Raw genomic sequence first — 24,333 nt, forward strand, 5'->3', positions numbered from 1 at the left:
CTCCTTCATTTCTGGCTGAAGTCGTAATAAAATTTGGGCCGTTGTCCGAGCATGATTTGGTAGATGTCGTCGTTCGTCGCCTTCACTCCTTGCAAATAATCCTTATACGGACGATCCGCGACGTTGACGAGGCCGGAGTTGTAATGTTCTCCCCATTGCCCTTGCCAGTACCGGCCCATTCCCGCCTGATCCACATAGTTGAACACATCCGCTCCGACGACGTACGGCAAGCTCGCCACTCCTTCCACATAGTTCCGGTAACGCATCCCCCGCTGGAACTGGTTGGCGGCCGAGTTTTTCATCAGCGGCGCCAGCCCCTGCTCCGCTGTGCCGTAGCCGAATTCGCTCATGAGAATCGGCTTGCCGCCCGACATGGCGTACACTTCGTTCAGCAGATCGGTCTCGATCTTGTACGTGTAGTAGTTGATGCTGATCACGTCCATGTATTTTCCTTCCGCTTCGGAGAGCGTCTGCCGAACTTTCTCGTTGTGGAACGTCGTCGTGATCCACCGGTCGCCGAGCAGAAGATGGTTCGGATCGTATTTGCGGAACAACCGCGAGACCGTGCCGAAGAACTGGTCCAGGTAATCGGCGAAGAACGCCTCCATATCGCGCCATGCCGGAGACGCCTTCAGCGTAAGCTCCGCATCGTTTAAGTCGTCGAACGATTTGAAGCTCATCTTCCAGGCGGCATTGAACGCTTCGATGGTGCCGTATTTCGCTTTCAGCGTCTCGACCAGCTTCCCTTTGATCGCCGCAGAGCTCGCTTTCAGCTTCGGAACCTCGGTATAAAACCGGTGGAAATCGTATTCGTTGCCGATAAAATAACCGATCAGCATCCGATCGTCCTTATGCGGAGCGACGGTCTGGGCGAACGCCTGGTCCAGCTTGGCTTCGGCGTCCGGGGCGTAAATGTCGAAGAGGGACAGCCCGTCGATCTTGGCCCAACTCATGCCGTCCAGCGGCAACATCCGGACGTAGGGGAATCGTCCCTCTTCGCCGTATTTCTCGGGCGAGTAGGCGCCGATGCCGTTGAAGCCCCACTTCTGCAGCCGCCCGATCGCTTCCACATAGATGTCGTGCTCCGTCGGGAAGCTGCCGGTCTTGAGATATTTGTTCGCCACGTAGAACGAGAAATTATCTTTGCCGAGGTAAGCGGCCTTGTATTCGCTGGCATAGGAAGGAACGGATTCGAACTTCTCTTCCCTTCCCTTGACCATCGTGTACGTCTCTTGGGCCGTCACCCCGTTAACCGCCAGGTTGAAATACAGATTCCCCGACGGCGTCGTCAGGACCGGACGGCCGTTCCACTTCTGAACGGCGAAAAACCCGGTCGCCTTAAGCCCGTAACGATTCGCGCTGCCGGCGAGCCCGCCGTATTCGTCGCGGTCTGCGGGCGGCTTCAGGCTTCCGTAATAGGCTTCGTCCGCTTGCGCATCGGAAGCGAGCTGCGCCTCGCTGGTTACTTTGCCGGCGAAGTTCACCGCTTCCATCTGGCCGAACCGGTCGAGCTGCACATCGCGCCCGGCATTGACCGTGTAGCTGCGAATAGGGCTCGGAAGCAATCCGTCCTTAACGGCATACACCTCCAACTGGTTGTACCCTTGCAGATGAAGCGGATTCACATACGGCATGTAATCGTCGCCCTTGTTCAGACGGTAGTAAAGGCGGGCCCCCTTCGTCTCCGAAGACAACACCACCTTGGCGCCGTCGCCGTCTACGGTCGAAGCGAGCGCCACGGACGCCGTCGTCTGGTCGATCGACACGTCCGATACTTGCGGCGTCCACGATTTGGCCGTCCCCGACAGCTCGATTTTCAAATACCGCGTATGCGCCGGCAGAGACGTGCTCTCGTACGCAAACGGCTGCCAGTTGCTCTCCGGATACCCGGAAGCGTAACCCGTCGCGTTTACCTCCTCGTACTGCTTGCCGTCGGACGAGGCGTAGAACCGGAGCTTCTCGAACGGCTGGCCGGTAAAATAGAAGCTGCGAACCGTGAAAGACTTCATATCGGAGTCCGAACGGTACAGCAGCATTCCCTTCGCCGTCGTGGCGCGAACCGCCCGGCTTGCGTCGTTGTCGAAGTAGCCGGGCGTGTCGTTCGCCAGATACAGATTGGCGCGGGCGGCGGTTTTCCCGAAATTGTCCAGCGGGTCGGCAATTCCCGGCGACAGCGCCGTCTGCGGGTAAGGCACAAACTCGTAGGTCGACACCCTGCTTGCGGCCGATTGGTTCTCCCCCGAATGATTGACCGCCGTCGTCTTCAGCAGCGTTCGGTCCGTAATCGGAATCGGCGCGAGGTAATGCTTGCGAGTCAACGAATAGCGCGGGTCGCTGCCGTCCGTCGTGTAATAGACGGTATCCCCGTCCGACGCCCGATTCAGCATAATCATGCTGCCGTACAGCACCGGCCCCGACGGCTTGCTGGCGCCCACGCTTCCGGGACCGTTCAGCACCACCTTGCCGATCGAAGGGGAACCGCTTTTGCCTCCCGCAAAGACGATTTTCAAGTATTTCGTGTTTCCCGGAAATGCCCTGGATTCATAAGTGACCGCCGGAGGCTCCCCCTCGTCCTCGTGAACGTCCGGCGTCACGCTTCGATACGTCTTGTCGTCGGCGGACAAGTAAAATTGGAGCGAGCCGGAGACGTCCGCCGACCCGTAAGTATAAACCGTGAAGGAACGCAGATAGCCCTTCGCTCTGTAGACCAAATACTCGCCGGGTGCGCCGCTGCCCTTGACAACCGACGTATCCCGCGCGTCATCCGGCACCGTCCGCAAAAACAGGGTGTCGGAGTGACGGTATGTCTGCTTCCAATTCCGGAGATCGTCGACCTCGATCGCGTAGCCGCCGGGGCTGTCCCCCAGCGCGATGGACGGGGCCAATACCGCCAGCAGTCCGTATAACAGGAGCAAGACAGTTTTGATTCTCACCACGATCCGCTCCCTTCCGAGCCCTCCTTCAGAATTGAAGGATCGGCATCTCTTCCCTGACCCCCTGATTCAGACTCGGACGGCCGATCGAATAATAGACGAACGACGTTCCCGCCAAATCTTCTTCTTTAAACACATTGCGGCCGTCGATCAGAATCGGCCGGCGCATGATCGTCTGCAGCCGCCTCAGATCCGTCCGGACGAATTCGTCCCATTCCGTTAACAGGCAGAGGGCGTCCGCGCCGGATGCGGCTTCGAGAGCTCCGTCGCACCAGTCGACGCCGGTACCCGCGAACTGGCTGCGGAAATTCGGCATCGCGACCGGGTCGTACGCCTTCACCCGAACGCCGCTGGCGGTCAGGTGCCCCATGATCTCGAGCGCGGGCGATTCCCGAACGTCGTCCGTCTCCGGTTTGAACGCAAGCCCCCAGACCGCCACGGTCTTCCCCCGCAGCTCGCCGCCGAAGATCGTCTCCAGCTTCCGGAGGATACGAAAGCGTTGATCCTGATTCACCTCGATGACCGCCCGCAGCAGCTTGAATTCATATTCCACATGGCCGGCGATCTGGATGAGCGCCCGCGTATCCTTCGGAAAGCAGGAGCCCCCGTAGCCGATGCCCGCCCGCAGGAACGCCGGACCGATTCTGCGGTCCATTCCCATCCCCTCGGCGACTTGGGTTACGTCGGCGCCCACCTTCTCGCAAATGTTCGCGATCTCGTTGATAAACGATATTTTCGTCGCCAGAAACGCGTTGGAAGCGTATTTCAGCATTTCCGCGCTGCGGATGTCGGTCACCATAATCCGGTCCGTCAGCGGCCGGTGCAGTTCCGCGATCTTGTCGGCGGCGGCGCGGGAATCGGCGCCGATGACGATCCGGTCCGGTTCGAGCGTATCCCGGACGGCCGTGCCTTCCCGCAGAAACTCCGGCAGCGACACGCTGTCGAACGGCACGTTCGTCCGGCTGCGGATCAGCTCGCGAACGCGTTCGTTCGTGCCGACGGGAACGGTGCTCTTCACGGCGACGATCGTATAGCCGTTCATCGCCTCTGCGATCTCGGCAGCCGCGCCGTCGATATAAGACAAGTCCGCTTCGCCGCTCGGAAGCGGCGGCGTGCCGACCGCGATGACGACCAGTTCGCTCCCCCGGACGGCTTCCTTCAGGTCGTTCGTGAAGCGCAGCCGGCCGGCGGCGGCGTTCCGTGCCGAGAGCTCCTCCAGCCCCGGCTCGTAGATCGGGATGACCCCGTTTTGCAAAGCCGCGATTTTCAACGGATCTTTGTCGACACAGACGACCGAATGCCCGAGTTCCGCATAGCAGATGCCCGATACAAGTCCGACATAGCCGGTGCCAATAACCGCAATGTTCAATGAAGCTCCCTCCTATCCGTTGCAAAGTCGGACGTTCTCGTCCCATGCACCCTCAAGCCGGACGATATTCTCTTCGATCGGCGGGGCGCTCCGCGAGGATGCCGCGGCCGATCGCCGTCGTCCCGCATCATGCCGTTCCTCCGCTATGCTTGTTAACCGGCTCGGCCAGCAGTTTGGCGGAGGCGATTCCTTTCGTCCACGTGCGGAAGTAGTTGGCGTTTTTGCCGTAGGCGTTATCGAGCAGCACATGCGGCTTGTCCATGAGGCAGGACAAAATATGCCCGTGAAGCCTCGAAGTCTGAACGGTACGATAATGACCGAATTTGTCGACCGCCTTCCGTACGAGATGGTCGGCATACTTGCCCCAGATTTTGCCGACCGGCAGCCGGCCTCTTCCTTTGCTCAGCATGACGGCGAAGGCGCGGATCGATCTCTGCTCGGCCCGGCTGTAAAGCGTCGGCCAGTCCAGGCAATCCCCGGCGCCGGACGCCTCCAACTCCTCTTGCCCGGCCGTCTTCTCGATGTCGGTCCGGAGGAACCGAAGCAGCTCCTTCTCGGGACCGGACCGGCTGCGAATCGGCCAAAGCTGATGCGCCATGTCCGGACACAGATAGACGTTGCAGCGCCGGAACTTGTCCTTGGCCATTTCCAACGACAGCGTATCGCGAACGAACAGGTGCACGTCCGGGTGCCGGTTCAGAATATCGGCCGTCTTGTCGAACTCGCTCACATTGCTGTAAAAAATCGTCTGCGGAAGCATGACCACCCGGTGGCCGGGATAATTCGCGACGATTTTCTCCCGCAGCTTCTGATGAACCGGATACAGATCGCCGAAGTTGCCCCCGCCGTGCAGCACGAGAATGTGATGGCGCGGAATGGGCAGCCCGTCCGGGAAGTCCAGCGCGCTGTAGCGCGCCCGGACCCGAATATGATTTTCCTTGAAAAAAGCTTCGGTCCCTTTCATGATCAGCAGATCCCCGCCGTTGCCGTGAACCGGATAATCGATGTAACAGATCTCCGAATAGGGCGAAATCACCGTCAGGATTTGCCGAAGCCGATGTTTGAGTTCATCCATCGGATGAGCGAACGGTGCGGTTTCCATCGTTACTTCTCCTTCGCTTGTCGTTTCTCGAACCGTCCCCGTCACAGGGTCCAGCTTACGTTTTCCCGAACGACTCTCGCCGGGACGCCCGCAACAAGCGCGCGGGCCGGCACGTCTTTCGACACGACCGCGCCTGCGGCCACGACGGCGCCCCGGCCGATCGTTACTCCCTTCAAAATGACCGCCTTGCAGCCGATCCACACATGATCCCCGATGACGACCGGCATCGTCGGCTCCGTTCCTTCGAGCGTATGGTAGTCGGTATCCGTGATCGTCACGTCCCAGGAGATGGCGCAGTGGCTGCCGATTTTCACATGCCGCTTGCACATGACTTCGCTTCTCCGGTTCAGGAACGTATGGTCGCCGATCTCGATGACGGCATCCTCCGAATCGAGATAAAACCCGGTATGCCGATGAAGAATGACGCGGCTGCCGATGACGAGGCGGGCGCGCCTCGACTTCGACACCTTCACGGGACCGCATACCCGCAGAAGCTTGCCGCACCGGTCGACCTTCCTCCGGAACAGAACGCCGCGGAAGAGCCTGTAACCGTACCTCACATACTCTCTAACGCTTCTGCCTTGCAGACGCATCTGGCGTTGCCGTCCTTCCCTTCCAAGATGTCAGAGTTGCGATGCCCGCGACAGGCGCCCCCGCAAGAAGCGCCAATCGCCTTTATCGAACAGAACGCCGGAGATCGGCGCTTTGAACACGATCTTCATCGCGGCGATCGAGATGAGAATCCGGCTCACGGCGCCGAGCAGCATGGCCAGCGCGATGCCGTTCAATCCGTAGGCGGGCGCCAGCGCGAAGAGGAGCCCGACCGTCAGCGCCAGCGCGATCGCCTGCCTCGCCGCCACAAGGCCGGGCCGGCCCATCGCATTGAAGGAGGAAGCGAGAATCCACGATCCTCCGCCGATAATGCATTCCAGGGAGAGCAGGCAGAACGCCGTTCCCGCTTCCAGAAACGGCTGACCGTACAGCAGCCCCAGCAGATAGCGCCCAATGAGCAGACCGGGAACGAGGGCAACGCACATGAGCACGGAAGATAGCCGGAACGCCCGGCACACCGTCTGCACGATCTTCTCCGGCGCGAGGCCGGTCACCTTCGGGAAGACGACCCCCGAGATCGCCATCTGGACGACGTTGAATACGCGGGACAGCGTATAGACAACCGTGTAGAGCCCGAACTCCCGCGGCGCGAGCAGCGATAAAATAATGAGCTTGTCGCATTGCCCGTACAACGTTCCGAGCAGCTCGACGCCGTACACCCTGCCGCCGTACCCGAACAGTGAACGGATCGCGCTCCGGTCGGCGAACTTGCCGAACCATCCGACGGTCAGTTCCCGCCTCAGCCGGTACAACGACCAGAAGACGACAAGGAGGCTCGTACCGAAAAAAACGAGCGCGGCGGTGTTTTGGCGCAGAACGCCGCATGCCCACAAGGCCGCAAGTCCGACTAAATTGCTCAAGGGCACGTACAGCCGAAGGCCGTTGTACAGGTTGAAGTTCTCCATGCTTTGAGCCAGCGCCGACAGCAGATTGACGGCAAGCAGCAACGGGAGCATGATCACGGTATACCACTGGGCGACGCGGACGATGGAGTCCGGATAGTTCCCGAGCCAGGCGGGAAGCAAGAACCAGGCCGCAAGCCCGGCCAGCAGGCTGACCGGCAATTGGATCAGGAAGCTCGCCCGGACGAATTCCGCGCCCAGCGCCGGATGCGATCTCCGGTTGTAAATCAAGGAAGTCGGCAGCCCGAAGCTGAGCACCCCGGCGAGCAGCGTCGGCCAGAACAGAATCGCCGAGAATTCCCCTTTGCCTTCCACGCCGAACCAGCGCGCCGTCGCGATCGATGTCAGCGTGCTGAGCACCATAATGAGCAGATTGGCGGCGCTAGTCCGCACGATCGCCGATACGGCGCCGCGGCCGGCCAATGCGCGTTTGAACTTTGGCGGTTTGATCATCGCTTCCAACATCCTTACCCGCCTGACAACCGACTCTCAAACATCGCGTAACGGTTGCAGTTGCTCGATTTTGTTCATTGATAAGTTCCCAGCACGCCTCGAATCAGCCCGTTATTGTACGCGATTCGGCTGACGTTGCGGAATACCCGCCGTTTGTCATACAAGAACGGGATCGACAGCAGCACGAAGAACGGCACTTTCAGAACCGACTGGACGAACAGGCCCGCTTTGCGCTGCGAGCTGACCGCCCGGCTGACTCCCTGCCAATAAATGCGCCGAAGCAGCCAGCGCTTGCTGATCCGGCTCCGCGGAATTTTGTGCAGAACCGAAGCGTACGGCGTGTAATAGACCGAATAGCGGGTGCGGATGCGTTCGATCAGTTCGCCTTCCTCGCTGGAGAGCAGGTTGCTCCCCACCCGGCCCAGATCTTCCCGGAACAGCCCGACCGCCTCGAACACCGATTTGCGGAAGGCGACATTGGCGCCGAACGGTATCGCGGGCTCCCGCATCTCCACGATGTCGTCGGCGTAATCGAGAATCGTGTACAGCGTCCGGTTCTCCGGAGGCAGCCAATGCGGCGCGTCCCCTTCCCAGACGGGTTCGATCTTGCCGCCGACGCAGCCGATCCGCGGGTCCCTGTCGAACAAGGAGACGATGCCTCCAATCCAATCGTCGGAAGCGACCGCATCGTCGTCCAGGAACAGAATGTATTCGCCCTGCGCTTCGCGGATGGCCCGGTTCCGGGCGACGGATAAGCCCAGCCGCTCTTCGAATATGTAGCGGACCGGGAAACGGACGGTTCGGCGGAAATCCAGCACCGTCTGCGCCGTCGCATCGGTGGAGCCGTTGTCCACGACGATGACCTCGAACTCGCCGCGAAACCGCTGCGGCAGCAAGCTCATCAGCGCATCGCGCAAATCCGCGGCCCGATTGTAGGTGCAAATGACGACCGACGCTCTCATGCGTTCACCTCCCGAAGCGCCGAACCGGCGTAGACGCGCATCATCTTGTCGGCGATCCGGTCCCAATCCAATTCCCGGAGCTTCGCGGCGATCCGCTTCTCCGTGTCTTGCTTGTCCATGTTCATGCAGGCGCGGAGCGCTTGGCGCAGCCCGTCCGGATCGTCGGGGTCGTAGAGAACGCCGCAGCCTTCGGACACGTATTCCCCGAGCGAGCCGAGCCTCGGCGCAACGACCGGCTTCTTGTAGGACAAGGCCAGAATAGCGCTCCCCGACGTCGTGATCTGCCGGTAGGGCAGCACGACCGCATCGGCGGCTTCCAGGTAATCGGCCAGCTCCCGGTCGTCCACAAAGTGCGGGTGCACCTTGATGGAGCCGTCGTTCGCTTCGTTTATAAAATCGAGGCTGTACCCCGCATCGGGCTGCCCCGCGATGAGCAGGGCGCCCGATTCGAGCTTCAGCGACCGATAAGCTTCGACCAGCCGATCCACGCCCTTGTAAGGATTGATTCGGCCGATAAACAGAAAGAGGAAGCGGTCCGACGGAATGCCAAACCGCGACCGGATGTCCGTCCCCCGGCCGGGATAAGCGTCCACGTAATGGCCGTGCGGCGTGACGACCAGCCGGTCCTCGCGCGCTTCGAACGCGGCGGCGGCTTCCCGCCGCACCGATTCGCTCAGCACGAACGCCGCGTCGCAGAGGCGAAGCAGTTGCTTGCGCATGAGCGAATCCCAGCGCGACTTGCCCTTGTGCGGCCAGATGTTGTGAATCGTCCAGAACAGCCGTACGCCCCTTCCTTTGTAGATGTACAACAACAGAATAAAAAACAGCGACTTCGCCACCGTAAGCGGGAAGACGGAAGCTTGATACGTATAGCTCGGCCAGTGCATGTGCACGATGTCTCCCTTGCCCGGCTTGAACATCGCCTTGCGGTCGTAATGCGCGACGCGCACCCCGCGCCGCTCGATCGACCGGGAGAGCAGCTCCGTGTACTTGTTGTGCGGGCTGATCTTGGGCCACATATAAACGGTCGGCTTGCTCATTTAATGCACCTGCCCGTATGCGGGGATGTCCGCGTAATCGCGGCTGCGGGAGAGCGTCCTGGCATACAGATCCAAGTGCCGCTCCAGCAGCGCCGCTTGGGTGAACTTGCGGCAGTGCTGCAGGCAGGACGCCTGAATCCGCCGCTTCTCTTCCCCGGACAAGGCGTAGAACGCCTCGATCTTGTCCCGTATGGCCGCAGCGCTTCCCGGCCGGAACAGAAATTCGGCCGGGTTCCAGACGGCGTCGGGAATGCCGCCTACGGCCGAAGCGTACACCGGCGTACCGACCTGGTAGGATTCGATGATCACCCGGCCGAACGGCTCCTCCCAGATCGAGGGGACGAAATTGACGTCCGCCTCCGCCATGAGCCTGCGGGCCTCCGCCGGCTTGACTTTGCCGGGGAAGAGGAAACGGTCGTCATGGCGGACGATGTCCGTCAGATTTTGCCGTAGGCTGCCTTCCCCGCAGACGACGACCTTCTCCACGACATCGCGGGGACATGCCAGAGCGGCGTCCACCAACTCGCGAACGCCCTTCTCCGGTTCGATTCTCCCGAAGTAGCCGATCCGCAGCGGCTTGCGGCCGAAGTCCTTGTCCGACGCGGCGATCTCGCCCTCCACCGCATTCGGGATGACCTGTCTTGTTGCATCCGGGAACAGCCCGGCGTCCGTATGCCGCTTCAAAATATGCGACGAGATGCCGACTACCGCCGCTACCCTTCGGCTGAAAGCCCCGGAAGTCAGGGCGTACAGCCGCGCCAGCGCCGGATTCGACAGCGGCGAACTGACCGGCGAGAGCAGCGAATAGTCCCGCAGCGTGTGCACGATCGGAACGCCTTCCTTGGCGTTCGCCGTCCAGACGGCGGCGCCGAAGCCGGACAAGTTCTGGGTATGAATCAGATCCGGCCGGATGGCTTGCAGTCTCTCCTTCACCGCTCCGATCAGCCGCCGATTGTACAGATCGACCAACCTGCGGACGATCCTCGGCAGCGTGCCGCGCCCCTGGGAGTCCCCGAGCCAATACAGATTGTGATGCGGCAACCGATGCACGGTGACGCCGCCGATTTTCTCCACCTGGACGCCGGCGCTCCGCTTCTGGCTCCCAAGCGTCAATACGTGGACATCCGCCACGGAGCCGAGCGCTTCCGCCAATATTTGCGTCGAAATTTCCGCTCCGCCGACGATATGCGGCGCGTACAGGCTGTTTACGATGACGATTCTCATGCGGTACGTCTCAACTCCCCCCCATTTTGCTTATCCCGTTCCGCTGCCCGGCCCACGGTCCATTCCTCGAAGAATCCGCTCCGAATCAAACCGATCAGCAGCCAGAAGTTCACAAAGGAATAGGAATCGAAATTCATGACGAGCGAGAAGCATAGCGCCAGCGCGAATTGGGCGTAAGGGGCCGCGCGCGAACTGCGCAAGGCCGCAGCCATAAAGCCGATAAACAGGAAAGCGCCCGTAAGACCTTCCTCCGCGAACAGCTTGGACCATAAATTGCGCGAGGTCGCCATCTCGGGATGAAGGTTTACGAGATCTTTCACCTCGGTGAACTTCATGCCGTAATCGAAGTGCTGAAGCAGCAAATCCGCGAACTCCCGGTAATAGTAACCGCCCCCGACGCCGAAGATCGGGTGCCTTGCAAATTCCAGAAACCCGATGGCCGGGAACACGACACGGATAAAAAAAGAGTTGTCGGCCTTGAGCAAATGGCTGAAGTTGAATTGGAACCGGTCCGTGAAATAGCCGCTGACATGAAGCGTCTCCAGCAGATAGGGCACGCCCACCGCAATGACCAGAACGGCGCACGCAAGCCCGAGCAGCATCCGTCCGCGGTATTTGTTCGCGATGAGCACATAGATCAGCAACGCGGTCAGCAACACGCTGTAAGCGTAGGCCGAGAACGACAGCACCAGCATCAGCGCGATGCCGATGAGCGGAAGAAGCAACAGCCGCCTGAACCCTTTCTTGTAAAGAAAAAGCAGCAGCAGCCCGCCGCTCAGCAGATGAATGCCGGCCCACGACGGCTCTCCCGACAGCATCTGAATGCGCCCGCGGTACACTTTCTCCGAGAATAGGCCGGTCAAAGTTCCGGAGAAGCCGCTGCGGATCAAGTAGGCGTCCGCCGCCTGCATGAGCCCGGCCGCAAGCGGCGGAACGAAGCCGATCAGCAGGCAGATGACGATCCGCCTTCGCAGCTCGGCATCCTCCTTCGCCAGCGCGCCGATGTAGACGGTGACCCGGTAGATCGACACTCCGAACAGCAGCGTAAGCGTATGCTTGATACTGCTGCCCGTGTCCCCGTTGCCGATGGACGCCAGCAGCGAATGGCCGATGCTGTAAGCGGCGAAGAGCAAGAGCAGCGAATCTCCCGGCCGGAACCGAAATTCGGTAAAGAGCAGCAGCGCGGAGGCGGCGAACATCGGAAACATGGCGAGCGGGCGATAAACGGAAAATTGAAAGTACGGCAAGCTGTCATACGTGATGACCGCAAGCGAGCACAAAAACAGAGCGACGATCGCCGTGCGTACGACGTCGCTTCGCTCTGCGCGTTCGGCCGTTAAGATAAGATCAACTCCATATTTTTGCGAGTGGCGGCGCCGCTGAACCGGCGAGCCACATATTGAATCGATTTGCTCGATACGGTGTCGTTCATCTCCCTGTCGCCCATCAGGCGCAACACGCATTGCACCATCTCGTCCTCCGAATCGCAGATGAACAGCTCTTCTCCGTGACTGGCGTCCAGCCCTTCGCTGCCGATCCGGTTGGTGACCACCGGCACGCCCCAGGACATCGCCTCCAGAATCTTCGTTTTGATTCCGGTTCCGAACAGCAGCGGCGCGATCATAAGCGCGGCATCGCTGACGACTCGCTTAACGTCGTCTACGGCGCCCGTCACGACGACGCCCGGATACTCGTCCTGCAGACGCCGCACCTCCTCTGTCGGGCTTTTCCCGACGATATAGAAGACGGCCGAGGGCATCTGGCGCTTGATTCGCATCCAGATCCGTTCGCAGAAATAAACGGCGGCGGAGCTGTTGTGCGGAATGTCCATCTTGCCGACAAACACGAGCTTGTTGGAATCGTAGCGGCGGGAGCCTCTCGTCTGCACGGCCGGTTCGACCTTCATCGGAATGCCGTGGCAGGATTTGTGATGGGTCGCCTTCCGGAAATCGAGAGCTTCGGCGGGGGAAGTAAAGATCAGATGATCAAAGAGGGGGGCTACCTTCTTTTCGTAACGGGCCAGCATCTCGCTTTCGAAGGCGATCAGCTTCTTCTGCACGAATTTCAGCTCCGCAAACCGCTTCAAGCTGTCGGGCAGTTTGTTCGCGAAACCTCCGAGTATGGATGGAATGTACTGGAACCAATCGAGCTGGCGCCGATAGCGAAGCGACAACAGATCGTCGTAGCTGAGCACGTTCCGGCCCTTCCCCTCCGTCCAATATTCCGCCACTCTCACCATGTCGTACAGAACGAAGTCCGGCTTCTCCTCCCGGATGAAGTTCCGGATTTGCCGGTGCGTCTTCCGGCGGTAATAAACGGATACCTGAAGCGGCCACCTTCTCCGGATCAACGAATGAACGAGAACGTTGTACAGTTTCTCGGCGAAGCCCGGCAGCTTCAAACGCACGAGCCGGTCGATCTCCTTCGGCTGGTGCTTCAAATCGTTCGGTTCGTCAACGAACGACAGATTGACGATCTCGCTTCCGGGATAAATCTCCTTCATATGCCGAATATACTGCAACAGCATGTTTTTTCTCCCGTCCGTGGCGGGAAAAGGCAGCCGATTCGTAATAAACACGATTTTGTTCATCTGTCGCCACCCCATCGTTTTAAATAACCCCTCAAAGCGGCGCCATGCGGGGAGCACGTAACGTTAAAAAGCGTCTTTGGCTCCCAGCAGCAGCTTGAAGGTCCGGAAAATAATCTTCAAATCCCCCCAAATGCTTCGATGACGAATGTATTCCAGATCAAGCTCGACCATCTGTTCAAAGCTGAGCCGGTTGCGTCCGTTCACTTGCCACAGACCCGTGCAGCCCGCGTTGACCGTCAGCCGAAGCTTGTCGTACTCCGTGTATTCCGCCACCTCCCTCGGCAGCGGCGGCCGGGGACCGACCAGCGACATTTCTCCTTTCAACACGTTGATAAGCTGAGGCAATTCGTCGATGCTCGTTCTTCGGATGAATCTCCCGATTCGGGTAACGCGCGGGTCCTCCTTGATTTTGAACATCGCGCCCTTGATTTCGTTCCGGTCCAGCAGCTCCGCAAGCTTCTGTTCCGCGTCCGGCACCATCGACCGGAACTTGTACATGCGGAAGGGCTTCCCGTGTTTGCCGATCCGGGTCTGCGAGAACAAAACGGGCGACTTCGGATCGTCCAGCTTGATGAGAATCGCGACCGTGGCGAGCACCGGGGAGAGCAGAAGCAGCCCGAACAGCGCGCCCGTGACGTCGATGACCCGTTTGGCCACGTTGTAGAACGCCAGATTGCCGCCGTTTAACTCGGCAAGCCGCATCTTCTCGATCTCCACGATCCGCTTGGCCGCTTCCCGATCATACTGCAGGGCCATGGCCGCCACTCACTTTCTCGTTCCAGAGAAGCTCCTTCAGCCCGTCCATCAGACGGTATTTCAGTTCATCGTTGCGCAGCGCGAAGTCGACCGTCGTCAGAATGTACCCGAGCTTCTCCCCGACATCGTAACGGACGCCTTCGAAATCGTACGCATAGACGCCGATATCCTCGTTCAGCTTCTGAATGGCGTCCGTCAGTTGAATTTCGCCGCCCGCTCCGACTTCATGCTTGCCCAGGTAGTCGAAAATTTCGGGCGTCAACACGTATCGCCCCATGATCGCCAGATTGGAAGGCGCCTGGCCTAGCGGGGGCTTCTCCACAAACCGGCGAACCTTGTAGAGCCGGCCGCGCTTCTCAATCGGATCCAGAATGCCGTACCGGTTCGTCTGATCCGTGCCGACGGCCTGAACGCCGATGACCGCCCTGCCGGTAAGCTCGTATTGTTCGATCAGCTGCCGCGTGCACGGCGTATCGGACTGAACGATGTCGTCGCCGAGCAGCACGGCGAACGGTTCGTTGCCGATGAAGCTGCGCGCGCACCATACGGCATGTCCCAGCCCTTTCGGTTCCTTCTGCCGAATGTAGTGAATTTCGACGTTGGACGACTGCTGCACTTTATGCAGCAAGTCGAATTTGCCTTTTTGTTCCAAAGTATGTTCGAGCTCGAAAGCGATGTCGAAGTGATCTTCTATGGCACGCTTTCCTTTGCCCGTAACGACGATAATGTCTTCAATCCCGGATTCGATCGCTTCTTCCACGATGTACTGAATGGTCGGCTTGTCGACGATCGGCAGCATCTCTTTCGGCATCGCCTTGGTGGCGGGCAGGAAACGAGTTCCTAGACCAGCTGCTGGAATAATCGCTTTTCGCACTCTTTTCATTCGCTCTCACTCCATCTCTCTCTTTTGATAGAACAACTGATCTTATAAAGGGCATTGAACCCACCCTCACGCCACACCCTCGACGATGAACGTCTAAGGCCCGTTAACCCACAGCATGGCCGAGTGCCTCCGGTGATAAAGGAGCAGGAGACATTTCCTTCCCTTGCGGGAGCGGCGCGGCGGTTTAGCGCCCGGTTCTGTTGAAGACGGCGCCGACGAGGCGGGCCCGGCAGGACTCCAGCGATTCCTTCGCCTTCGCGACCGCGTCGAACTTCGTCTTGCCGCGTCGAATGACGAGCACGGCGCCGTCGCATTTATCCGACACGATCAGCGCATCCGCACCGGCCGCCAACGAAGGCGTATCGACGATGACGATGTCGAATCGTTCCTTCGCCGCCTCGAGCAGCGCGGTCATCCCGTCCGAATCCAGCAATTCGGTCGGATTGGACGGAATCGGACCGGCGCATACGACCTGCAGATTGGCGAATGCCGTCGGCCGGATCGCTTCTGCGATCCCGCACCGGCCAGCAAGCGCCGTGCTCAGCCCCGTCTCGTTCGGAAGATCGAAGATCCGGTGCTGAACGGGCGCCCGCAAGTCCGAGTCGATCAGCAGCACGCTGCGGTTCGCCTGGGCGTAGGCGATGGCCAGATTGGCCGAGGCGGTGCTTTTGCCTTCGCCGGGTTCGGCGGACGCAATCGCGATCGTCTTCATCCCGGCCGTCCGATTGGCGAGCTCAATGCCCGTTCTCAGTCTGCGATACGTCTCGGCGGCAGCCGACTTCGGGTTCGTTCCGGCGATCAAGCCTCGTTTACGCATCCAACGTGACATGGGCGTCCCTCCCCGCCGTATTCACCGGCTTCTCGCGATCGTCGGTACCGATCAGGTCCCGCCGTCTTATTCTGGGGATGTCCGCAAGCAGAGGCATGTTCAGTCTCGTGCGGACATCGCCGTCGGTCTTGACCGAATCGTCGAGGCGTTCCAGCAGGAAGGCGACGCCGACTCCGATCATCAGCGTCAGGACGAAGACGATCGCGACATTTTTGGCCGGGCCGGACGAGACCGGCGCCCGCTGCTCCGAAGGGTCCGCCCAGTTCAGAACGGACACATTGTTCAGATTCAGCAGCGTGCGAACTTCTTGCTGGAACACGACGGAGACGGCATTCGCCATTTTGGCCGCTCGGGCGTACGATGCGTCCGTCGCGGAGACGGTCATGATTTGCGTCTCGGTTACGGAGGCGACGCTGATTTTGGACCCGAGCTCCCCGGCGGTCGTATGGAGTTCCGGATATTTCTCGGCAACCTTCTTCAAAATTCGCGGAGTAAGAATAAGTTGCTTATACGTTTTGATCAACTGAATGCTAGAATTAATGGCCGCTGCGTCAGGTTCGGCTTCCGGTTTGTTTAAGGCGCCGTTCGAATACACCATCAGCTTCGCGGACGCTTGATATTCCGGCCTGACGAAATGGCTGGTGTAATAACCGACGGCTGTACAGCTGACGATCACGATCAGCGCGATCAACCACAGCCTCTTCCGGACTACGCTCCAATACCGTTGTAATTCCAAAAGGCATCCTCCGAAAGTCAGATTTTCTGATAAAATACTGAGCAGCGCTGCTCCGAGTGCTTCCCCGGATCTGATCTGTTTTTATTGTAAGACGCCGGCGTCCCGCCTAACTATTACGCGGCGGGATGATTTTGCTTCTTCTCGGGAAGCAGATCACCCTGCCGCGTAGGTAGCTGCAGAAGGTATACTTTCGTACCATAGGATCAGACGGAACTTCCTTGCTTCCGTTTGTCCGGAGAATAGCTGCCGAGCCCTTGCGCTTGCGCGAACAGGGCAGCCTGCGTACGGTCATTCAAATTCAATTTTCTGAAAATTCGGCTGACGTGCTTCTTGACGGTAAATTCGCTGACGACCAGCTTTTTCGCCATGGCGCCGTTCGACAGCCCTTCTCCGAGTCCGCGCAGCACTTCCCTTTCTTTGGGCGTCAGCTTGTCGAGCGGATCGTCGGATTCCTTGCGAAGCATCGTGCCGAGCAAATTCGGATCGAAATACTTGCGCCCTCTCCCGACGATCCGGATGGCCAGCAGCAATTCCTCGGGTTCCGCTTCTTTCAGCACGAAGCCGTCGGCCCCGCACGCTTCCGCTCTCCGGATGTCCGCTTCCGACGCGGAGGAAGTCAGCATCATAAAATGGCACGGAAGATGGCGGAGCCTCCCGACCAGATCGTAGCCGGAGTCGGCGCCCAGCTTGACATCCACGATGGCAAGATCCGGCTTCTCCCTCTCGATCAGCGCAATCGCGTCCTGAACCGTGTCGGATTCGCCGACCCATTCGATCCCTTCTTCTTTGGCCAGAATAGCGATCAAACCTTTGCGGACCAGAGGATGGTCGTCCACGATGACGATTTTCATCCGATCACCCCTTCTTCATCGTTTGAAGCGGTTCCTCGTTGGCGTCGTCGAGCGGAAGCCTGACGACAATGCGCGTTCCGCCTCCGATGACGCTGTCGATTTGCAGATTGCCGCCGAGCGAGGCGGCGAGAACCTTCATGTTGCCCAGCCCGAACCCGGAATCTTGCTTGCTCGGCTGCCGCGAAGTTGCATCAAACCCCGAACCGTTGTCCGCGATTCGAAGCGTAACGGCGTTGCGCCGCAACGTCAATTTAACGTCGATCTTGCTGCTGGCGCCATGACGGATCGCGTTGCCGACCGCTTCGGCAATGATCCGGTATAACACTTTCTGATGATGAACGGACAGGCGGCGGTCGAAGTCGGGTGCGCGGAAACGGATTCGGACGCCGTTCAACTTGGCCTGACTGGCAAGCAAAGATTCGACGCTTCCGATCCACGACGCGCCGCCCTTCTCGGACAAGCTCAGACCGTGTATCGCCATGCGCAGTTCACGGGATGCCGAGGCGATCGCTTTCTTGATTTCCCGCAGCTGCTCCAGCTTTTGCGCTTCCGACGTTCCCCCCCAGTCCTGTTCCAGGGAGTGGACGGCGCAGGCTATGCCGAACAAATGCGGACCCATGCGGTCATGGAGTTCTTCTGCAATCCGGATTCGCTCCTCGAAGACAACATAACGTTCCAACCCACTCTGCATAGCCATCCTTATTCATCACCTTTCCTCTCTCATAGGATGAGAAAATTCACATTTTCTTCGTCATGCTCCCTCATTTCTGTTGAATGGTTTAATTTCAACATACCTTGTAAAATCGAACATGGACATACTACGAGAGAACCGATTTTATGAAGCAGGGCTTGCTGCTGCATGTTTGCGACCTTGGTCTTAATCCCGGATTCGGCGAAAAAGGCATTGCATCCAATAAAATCCTGCTATTCGGATAAAATCGGTACAATATTAAATTTGCTTATAAATCCCTTTATTTCCCATATCCGCTTTAGAAGGACTATCTTTTATAGGTCCAACGGATTAAGCCGGGCGGCAAGTCCAAGGGAAAAGTCTTTATTTTTATTTTCCTTAAATTGGTATTCACCGCTCTATAAAACGCTTTCATTCTTTATGAAATATCGCTATTTTTGCTCAACCTGCTGCAATACCTGACATGGATGAGAATCATGAGAAAAAAAATAAGGGCGCTGTCCCATAAGAGGCAGCCCCTTCGATCCGCTTGCTGAAATCAAAATCCCCGTCTTCCAAAGGAGGACAGGCAGGACGGCAACGAGCTTGGAAAAAGGTTTACTCCTTTCCGGGAGCGGTGACCGACGATCGGACGATCAGTTCCGGCAGCAAGATCACTTTCCGTGTCGTGATGTCAGGATCGTTGATCTTGCCCAATAACAGATCGACCGCCTGCTTACCCATATTCTCGATCGGTTGGGCCACCGTTGTAAGAGACGGATGTACGATGGACGCGTGAATGGTATTGTCGAACCCGATGATCGACAGATCGTCGGGAACGGATAAACCGTGCTCGCGAACCGTTTGTATCACTAACGTGGCCAGCAAGTCGTTGCAAGCAAATATAGCCGTCACATCGGGCCTTGCCCGGAGAAGATCCGCCGTTGCCGACTTTATTTTGTCCGGATCCGGATTCACCTGCACGACCAGGCCGGGATCGAATGTAATCCCCGCTTCCTCCAACGCCGTCCGGTAACCCCGAACCCGTTCGAGACTGCTGACGAACAGTTCGTCTTCCGCGATCACAGCGATTCGTGTATGCCCGGACTCCAGAAGATGCGCCGCTGCCATTCTGCCGCCCAGAAAATCGTCGACCCGAACCGCATCGATGGCTAATGTCGGAATGTCTCTCGCAATTAAGGCCACCGGCATCGATTTCGACAGCCCCGTAATGGCCGCCGCGGTCATATCCCCGGTCCCGATCATGACGCCGTCCAACCGTTTTTGTTTGAAAAACCGGATATTGCGCTCCGTCCGTTCGAGTTTGTTATCCGTGCTGCAAATAATGACGCTGAAACCCATTTCGTAAGCGCGATCCTCGATGCTTCTCGCCATTTCCGCAAAGAACGGATTGGCAAGATCGGGAAGCAGCAAACCCAGCGTAAACGTCTGTTTGCCTGTAAGCGCGGATGCAACCCTGCTAGGCTGGTACCCAAGCTCCTGCATGATTCGGACCACTTTCGCGCGGGTTTTTAAGCTGATTCGGCCGCTGCCGTTGATGACCTTCGAGACCGTAGCGATGGAAACTTCCGCCCGTGCGGCGATATCGTAAATGGTGGTATTCATCCGTATCTAGCCGTCCGCCGTCCCTTTAAACCTCTTGAGCCAATCTGGCTTCCGCTTCTGCCAATAGGACAGGCCGTTTCTCGCGCAAGGAAATTCCTGCGGCGAAGGCGATCAGTTCGGCCTGATATCCGTCATTCACGTCAACAGGCACCTGTTCATCGTTCAGAACGGCGTCGACAAAGCACCGCATCTCCTTGACATAAGCTTCCTTGTACCTCTCCAGGAAGAAATAAAGCGGAGTTTCCCGTCTTACGCCGCCGGCGGAAGAGAACCATTCAACCGTGCTGGGCGTATCGTTCTGGATGGCGATCGTGCCGGCGGAACCAAACGCTTCGACTCTTTGGTCGTAATAATGGGCCTGCCGGCTATTCACCACGACGCCCAGGACGCCGTTCTTGAATTTCAATGTGGTGACGGCCGTGTCGATATCTCCGCATTCCGCGAACACCGGATCGACCCTCACCGCGCCTTGAACGTAAACTTCCTCCACGTCGCTGCCTGTCAGAAAACGGGCAAGATCGAAGTCGTGGATCGCCATATCGGCAAACAATCCGCCGGAACTTCTAATGTAGCTTTCCGGCGGAGCCGCCGGATCGCGGGAAGTAATCTTGAGAATATGCAGTTCTCCCGCCTTGCCGGCTTTCAACAGTTCGTTCACGCGGCTCATGTTGTGATCGAACCGGCGATTGAAGCCGAGTTGGAATTTGATTCCGGCTTGCTTCACCCATTGCAGCACTTGGACAGTCTTGCTCAGATCCAGGCTGATCGGTTTTTCGCAGAAAATATGTTTCCCGGCGTTCGCCGCTTCTTTGATGATGTCGACGTGCGTATCGGTCGGCGAGCAGATCAGAATGGCATCAATGTCCGGATCGCTCAGGATGTCTCTGTAATCCTCCGTGACCCGTTCAATCCCGTTCTGCGCGGCCCAGCCTCGCGCTTGATCCGCGAAAATATCCGAAATCGCCCGGATCTCGACATCCTTGAACTGTCTCAAGTTCTCCGCATGCAGCTTGCCGATTCTCCCCGCTCCAACAATTCCTATTCTCACTTTTGACATGTTCAAATTCCTCTCCGTTATGGACTCTTATCTTAGGTACGCTATTTCTTCGGCGGCATCAACCATTCATGGTCGGGATCGTTCTGAAATTTCCAAACCCGATGCGGGCCGGCCATGACATTCAAGTAATATACGTCATAACCCGGAGGGGCTGAGACCGGGTGGTAGCCTTTCGGCACGAGAACGGCGTCGCCGTCCTTGACAATCATGGTCTCATCCAGCGAGCGATCGTCCGTATACACCCTCTGGACAGCGAATCCCTTGCCGGGGTTCACCTTGTGGTAATACGTTTCTTCCAAGTAGGATTCGTTCGGCAAATCGTCCTGGTCATGCTTGTGAGGCGGATAACTGGACCAATGGCCTGCCGGCGTGAAAACTTCCACGACAAGCAGGCTGTCCGCGGGCTGCGACTCCGGCAGGATGTTGTGGATCAGCCGTTCGATGTTGCCGTATCCGCGCGTCTCGACGCCGACGTGTTCCGGCGCGATCAGCCTAGCCTTATGTCCCCCGAAGCCGGGCGCGGTGCATACCGCCAGCTCCAGATCGGTAAGCGCCGTCACCTCGTAGCAATCGCCGCTCGGCACATAGACGCTGTACGGCGGGATCTTCTCGAATACGGACATCCTCCGGCCGATTTCTTCCGCTGCGAAATCGGAAGCGACGACCTTGGCTTTGCCGGCCAACAGAACAAGACACACTTCCCGATCTCCCGTGTCTTTCCTCAGGCTTTGTCCGGCCTTGAGCGCATAGACTTCAAAACCTACATAGGTCCAGCCCGCCGATTCGGGAGTGATGGAGAGCAGGTTCCCCTGTGGATCCGCTTGTTTCCGGCTGGGCACGATCAATTTGGACATCGGCGCATATATCTCCTTTCTCTAACCCATCTATCTTCTGCTTCGAATCTGACATGTCAGCTTCCTAGTTCCGCGACAAGTCTTTCGATATAGCCTTTGGACAGTTTCGCATACTCATAGGGATTGGCGACGGCTGGATCCTGCTCGGCTTCGATGATCATCCACCCGTCGTAGCCCTGATCGCGTAGCAGACGGAAGATCGGAGCGAAATCGATGCAACCGTCCCCCGGCACGGTAAATACGCCGAGCAGAATCGAGTCCTGGAATTTTATCCCCTGTTCCCGGACCCGATCCAGCACCGATTGCCTGACGTCTTTTAAGTGAACATAGGCCACACGATCCCCATGCTTGCGAAGCAGTTCAAGCGGATCGTAGCCGCCGTAATAAGCATGACCGGTATCATAAAGCAGGTGGACCAATTCGGGATCGGTCGATTCCATCAAGCGATCGATCTCGTCAGGCTTCTCTACAACGGTGCCGATATGGTAGTGGTACACCAGCTTCATGCCATGTTCCCGGCATATTTGCCCGGCTTGATGAAGTCCTTCGACCATATGGCCCCATTGTTCCGGCATGAGCGGAATGACGTGGTTCTCGTGCGCAGAACGGCGGGGATCTCCGATAATGGAGCCCCCCAACTCGCAAGTCACGACATGCTGTGCGCCCATTCGTCGCAGAAACTCGACATGCTGCCGATACGACATTAATTCCTCTTCGCGCCTCGTCGGATCGGAGAACAATACGCCCTTCCATTGCGAAGTCATCTGAATGCCTCGTTCAGCCAAAGCCGTTTTTAATCGTGCCGGATCTTTCGGGAATTTGCGACAATTCTCCGTGGCCCGGAAACCTAGTGAGGAGAAATCGGCTAACAAATTCTCGAACGTGAAATGGTCACCCAGCGACAGTACGTCTTCATTGACCCAGTTGATCGGCGATATGCCGAGCTTCAAACTTTCCAGATTCATGTTGGGAGCCTCTCTCCATCTAGGTTCTTTATATTTAATAGGGCCGGGCCGTACCGATTTTCTGTTGCGCTTCCCGATACGACGCCGTTACTTTCTCGCTTGTCGAAACTTCGGCTACGCCGACGCGCCACCAAGACTCATATCCCTCCGTATTCGTTCCCGGAAGCACCTTGACCTCGATCAATACCGATTGCGTTTCGTTTCTAGCAGCGGCAAGCGCCTCTTGAAGCGCGGAGAGGGAATCAACCCGAACCGACTTCACTCCCATCCCCCTGGCGATCATCGCAAAGTCAATGGGGAGGTAGCTGCCGGTGAGCCGATTCGTATCCGGGGACCGGTAACGGAATTCGTTGCCAAAGCCTTCGCTGCCATGTCCGCGCTGAAGATTGTGAATGCATTGGTAACCGTGATTGTCCAGGAGAATGACGTTGATTTTGCGCCCTTCCTGCAGACTTGTCAGAAGTTCCGAATGGAGCATCAGAAAGCTGCCGTCTCCAACGATCGCATAGACTTCACGATGCGGGTCGGCCAGCTTGACGCCAAACGCTCCGGAAACTTCATAGCCCATGCAGGAAAATCCGTATTCCATATGATAGGTGTTCGACTTTCGGCTTCTCCACAGGCGGTGCAAATCTCCGGGCAAGCTCCCCGCCGCGCAAACGATGACATCGTCCTCGCCCACGAATGCGTTGAGGGTTCCCAACACGCTGGTTTGGACAAGCCCGTCCTCTCGACTCAACCCGTACAGCCGGTCGACTTCCGCATCCCATTCCCTCTTAAGGCTCATTAAATGATCGTCATCGTAAGAACTGACGTATTTCTCCGTCCGAAGCGTCTTCGCAAGCGCGGTCAAAGCTTCTCTGGCATCCGCCACGACCATGTGCGCGTTCATCTTCATGGCGTCGAAGGGGCTCACATTGATGTTCAGGAATTCCACGTTGGGATGCTGAAAAGCGCTTTTGGACGCTGTCGGAAAATCGGCCAAACGGGTGCCGACGGAAATAATCAAATCGGATTCTTTGGCCAGACGGTTGGCCGCGAGCGAGCCGGTGGTCCCAATCGCTCCCATGTTGAGCGGGTGATCCCAAGGGACGGCGCTTTTGCCGGCCTGCGTTTCCGCCAGGGGAATACCGAACTCTTCGGCGAACGCGACGGTCTCCTTTACGGCCCCCGAATAATGAACGCCCCCGCCTACGATCAGCAGCGGTTTGGATTTGCTTTTGATGAGCTTTACGGCTCTGTCCAACGCCGCCGCGGCAACCGGGCGACGCTCGATGAAGTGGACGCGTTTGTCAAAGAACGAAGCCGGATAATCGTACGCTTCGCATTGAACATCCTGCGGCAGGCACAACGTGACGGCGCCCGTATCGGCGGGGTCGGTCAGCACCCGCATCGCCTGGAGAGCCGCCGACATCAACTGTTCCGGCCGGGAGATCCGGTCCCAATAACGGCTAACCGGTTTGAACGAGTCATTGGCCGAAATCGTGTAATCGGCCGGATCCTCTACTTGTTGCAGCACAGGATCCGGCTGCCTGCAAGCAAATATATCGCCAGGCAAAAACAGGACCGGAATCCGGTTCACCGTTGCGGTTCCGGCGGCGGTAACCATGTTCAGAGCCCCGGGCCCGATGGAAGAAGTGCAAGCGTAAATTTCGAGCCGGTTCTTCTGCTTGGCGTAGGCCATCGCCGCATGGGCCATGCCTTGCTCGTTCTTCCCTTGGATGAATTGAAGCGAGCCACGGCTGTTCTCTAGCGCTTCTCCCATCCCCGTCACGTTGCCGTGACCGAAAATGCCCATGATGCCTCTGACGAATTTTCGTTCCTCGCCGTCCATGCAGACATACTGGTTATCCAGAAATTTCAGCAAGGCTTGCGCCATCGTTAAACGGATCGTTGACAATCGATTCCTCTCCTTCCGG

At 58.1% G+C, this 24,333-nt stretch carries 21 protein-coding genes; all 21 read right to left on the reverse strand.

Features of this window, described 5'->3' with window-relative positions; all coding sequences use genetic code 11:
* Positions 1–5: 5 nt before the first annotated feature.
* The 21 genes from G485_RS0111720 to iolD all read right to left on the reverse strand — a co-directional run bounded on the left by G485_RS0111720 (position 6) and on the right by iolD (position 24,314).
* Entirely contained in the window at positions 6–2,933 is a 2,928-nt protein-coding gene (locus G485_RS0111720; protein ID WP_051318209.1) for a chitobiase/beta-hexosaminidase C-terminal domain-containing protein, read from the reverse strand.
* A gap of 28 nt (positions 2,934–2,961) precedes the next feature.
* Positions 2,962–4,302, reverse strand: a complete 1,341-nt coding sequence (locus G485_RS0111725; RefSeq protein ID WP_027092719.1) for a UDP-glucose dehydrogenase family protein — start codon at positions 4,300–4,302, stop codon at positions 2,962–2,964.
* Positions 4,303–4,429: 127 nt separating this feature from the next.
* Complete coding sequence (locus G485_RS0111730) at positions 4,430–5,404, reverse strand: polysaccharide pyruvyl transferase family protein (RefSeq protein WP_027092720.1); 975 nt, start codon at positions 5,402–5,404, stop codon at positions 4,430–4,432.
* 41 nt (positions 5,405–5,445) lie between these two features.
* A complete protein-coding gene (locus tag G485_RS31245; protein ID WP_156922300.1) occupies positions 5,446–5,997 on the reverse strand; it encodes an acyltransferase in 552 nt (183 codons plus the stop codon).
* A 30-nt stretch (positions 5,998–6,027) separates the two neighbouring features.
* Positions 6,028–7,371 (reverse strand): lipopolysaccharide biosynthesis protein, encoded by a 1,344-nt coding sequence (locus tag G485_RS0111740; RefSeq protein WP_051318215.1) that lies wholly within the window; start codon positions 7,369–7,371, stop codon positions 6,028–6,030.
* A gap of 74 nt (positions 7,372–7,445) precedes the next feature.
* On the reverse strand, positions 7,446–8,333 hold the full coding sequence (locus G485_RS0111745) for a glycosyltransferase (RefSeq protein ID WP_027092723.1): 888 nt from the start codon (positions 8,331–8,333) through the stop codon (positions 7,446–7,448).
* A complete protein-coding gene (locus G485_RS0111750; protein ID WP_027092724.1) occupies positions 8,330–9,373 on the reverse strand; it encodes a glycosyltransferase in 1,044 nt (347 codons plus the stop codon). The genes G485_RS0111745 and G485_RS0111750 overlap by 4 nt, the downstream gene beginning before the upstream one ends.
* On the reverse strand, positions 9,374–10,597 hold the full coding sequence (locus G485_RS26160; RefSeq protein ID WP_051318210.1) for a glycosyltransferase family 4 protein: 1,224 nt from the start codon (positions 10,595–10,597) through the stop codon (positions 9,374–9,376).
* Complete coding sequence (locus tag G485_RS26165) at positions 10,594–11,877, reverse strand: hypothetical protein (protein WP_051318211.1); 1,284 nt, start codon at positions 11,875–11,877, stop codon at positions 10,594–10,596. The genes G485_RS26160 and G485_RS26165 overlap by 4 nt, the downstream gene beginning before the upstream one ends.
* Positions 11,878–11,933: 56 nt before the next feature.
* Positions 11,934–13,187: a glycosyltransferase gene (locus G485_RS0111765; RefSeq protein WP_027092725.1), complete on the reverse strand. Its 1,254-nt coding sequence runs from the start codon at positions 13,185–13,187 to the stop codon at positions 11,934–11,936.
* A 63-nt stretch (positions 13,188–13,250) separates the two neighbouring features.
* Positions 13,251–13,943, reverse strand: coding sequence for a sugar transferase (locus G485_RS0111770; protein ID WP_027092726.1), 693 nt, complete (start codon positions 13,941–13,943; stop codon positions 13,251–13,253).
* Positions 13,927–14,826: a UTP--glucose-1-phosphate uridylyltransferase GalU gene (gene galU, locus G485_RS0111775; protein ID WP_027092727.1), complete on the reverse strand. Its 900-nt coding sequence runs from the start codon at positions 14,824–14,826 to the stop codon at positions 13,927–13,929. Before galU ends, G485_RS0111770 begins: the two co-directional genes overlap by 17 nt.
* A 184-nt stretch (positions 14,827–15,010) precedes the next feature.
* Positions 15,011–15,655, reverse strand: coding sequence for a CpsD/CapB family tyrosine-protein kinase (locus G485_RS0111780; protein WP_027092728.1), 645 nt, complete (start codon positions 15,653–15,655; stop codon positions 15,011–15,013).
* Positions 15,636–16,391 carry a YveK family protein gene (locus tag G485_RS0111785; protein ID WP_027092729.1) on the reverse strand — a complete coding sequence of 252 codons (756 nt, stop codon included), beginning with the start codon at positions 16,389–16,391 and terminating at the stop codon, positions 15,636–15,638. The genes G485_RS0111780 and G485_RS0111785 overlap by 20 nt, the downstream gene beginning before the upstream one ends.
* Positions 16,392–16,594: 203 nt before the next feature.
* A complete protein-coding gene (locus G485_RS0111790) occupies positions 16,595–17,242 on the reverse strand; it encodes a response regulator (RefSeq protein WP_027092730.1) in 648 nt (215 codons plus the stop codon).
* A gap of 4 nt (positions 17,243–17,246) precedes the next feature.
* Complete coding sequence (locus G485_RS26170) at positions 17,247–17,939, reverse strand: sensor histidine kinase (RefSeq protein WP_084423267.1); 693 nt, start codon at positions 17,937–17,939, stop codon at positions 17,247–17,249.
* Between the two features lie 591 nt (positions 17,940–18,530).
* The gene (locus G485_RS0111800; protein WP_027092731.1) at positions 18,531–19,538 is read right to left on the reverse strand and encodes a LacI family DNA-binding transcriptional regulator; all 1,008 of its coding nucleotides are present in this window, start codon (positions 19,536–19,538) and stop codon (positions 18,531–18,533) included.
* Between the two features lie 25 nt (positions 19,539–19,563).
* Positions 19,564–20,595: an inositol 2-dehydrogenase gene (iolG, locus tag G485_RS0111805; protein ID WP_027092732.1), complete on the reverse strand. Its 1,032-nt coding sequence runs from the start codon at positions 20,593–20,595 to the stop codon at positions 19,564–19,566.
* Between the two features lie 41 nt (positions 20,596–20,636).
* Complete coding sequence (iolB, locus tag G485_RS0111810) at positions 20,637–21,449, reverse strand: 5-deoxy-glucuronate isomerase (protein WP_027092733.1); 813 nt, start codon at positions 21,447–21,449, stop codon at positions 20,637–20,639.
* 56 nt (positions 21,450–21,505) lie between these two features.
* A complete protein-coding gene (gene iolE / locus G485_RS0111815) occupies positions 21,506–22,414 on the reverse strand; it encodes a myo-inosose-2 dehydratase (protein WP_027092734.1) in 909 nt (302 codons plus the stop codon).
* A 34-nt stretch (positions 22,415–22,448) separates the two neighbouring features.
* Positions 22,449–24,314 carry a 3D-(3,5/4)-trihydroxycyclohexane-1,2-dione acylhydrolase (decyclizing) gene (gene iolD / locus G485_RS0111820; RefSeq protein WP_027092735.1) on the reverse strand — a complete coding sequence of 622 codons (1,866 nt, stop codon included), beginning with the start codon at positions 24,312–24,314 and terminating at the stop codon, positions 22,449–22,451.
* Between the last annotated feature and the right edge of the window lie 19 nt (positions 24,315–24,333).

The sequence above is a fragment of the Cohnella thermotolerans DSM 17683 genome, assembly GCF_000429825.1.
Taxonomy (GTDB): domain Bacteria; phylum Bacillota; class Bacilli; order Paenibacillales; family Paenibacillaceae; genus Cohnella; species Cohnella thermotolerans.

Coding starts and splice junctions, on each gene's coding strand:
- iolG (WP_027092732.1), bottom strand. CDS start 20,595: ATGTCAAAAGTGAGAATAGGAATTGTTGGAGCGGGGAGAATCGGCAAG.
- G485_RS0111800 (WP_027092731.1), bottom strand. CDS start 19,538: ATGAATACCACCATTTACGATATCGCCGCACGGGCGGAAGTTTCCATC.
- G485_RS26160 (WP_051318210.1), bottom strand. CDS start 10,597: ATGAGAATCGTCATCGTAAACAGCCTGTACGCGCCGCATATCGTCGGC.
- iolE (WP_027092734.1), bottom strand. CDS start 22,414: ATGAATCTGGAAAGTTTGAAGCTCGGCATATCGCCGATCAACTGGGTC.
- G485_RS0111740 (WP_051318215.1), bottom strand. CDS start 7,371: ATGATCAAACCGCCAAAGTTCAAACGCGCATTGGCCGGCCGCGGCGCC.
- G485_RS26170 (WP_084423267.1), bottom strand. CDS start 17,939: ATGGCTATGCAGAGTGGGTTGGAACGTTATGTTGTCTTCGAGGAGCGA.
- G485_RS0111730 (WP_027092720.1), bottom strand. CDS start 5,404: ATGGAAACCGCACCGTTCGCTCATCCGATGGATGAACTCAAACATCGG.
- G485_RS0111780 (WP_027092728.1), bottom strand. CDS start 15,655: ATGTCACGTTGGATGCGTAAACGAGGCTTGATCGCCGGAACGAACCCG.
- G485_RS0111750 (WP_027092724.1), bottom strand. CDS start 9,373: ATGAGCAAGCCGACCGTTTATATGTGGCCCAAGATCAGCCCGCACAAC.
- G485_RS0111765 (WP_027092725.1), bottom strand. CDS start 13,187: ATGAACAAAATCGTGTTTATTACGAATCGGCTGCCTTTTCCCGCCACG.
- G485_RS0111790 (WP_027092730.1), bottom strand. CDS start 17,242: ATGAAAATCGTCATCGTGGACGACCATCCTCTGGTCCGCAAAGGTTTG.
- G485_RS0111745 (WP_027092723.1), bottom strand. CDS start 8,333: ATGAGAGCGTCGGTCGTCATTTGCACCTACAATCGGGCCGCGGATTTG.
- galU (WP_027092727.1), bottom strand. CDS start 14,826: ATGAAAAGAGTGCGAAAAGCGATTATTCCAGCAGCTGGTCTAGGAACT.
- iolB (WP_027092733.1), bottom strand. CDS start 21,449: ATGTCCAAATTGATCGTGCCCAGCCGGAAACAAGCGGATCCACAGGGG.
- G485_RS0111770 (WP_027092726.1), bottom strand. CDS start 13,943: ATGGCCCTGCAGTATGATCGGGAAGCGGCCAAGCGGATCGTGGAGATC.
- G485_RS31245 (WP_156922300.1), bottom strand. CDS start 5,997: ATGCGTCTGCAAGGCAGAAGCGTTAGAGAGTATGTGAGGTACGGTTAC.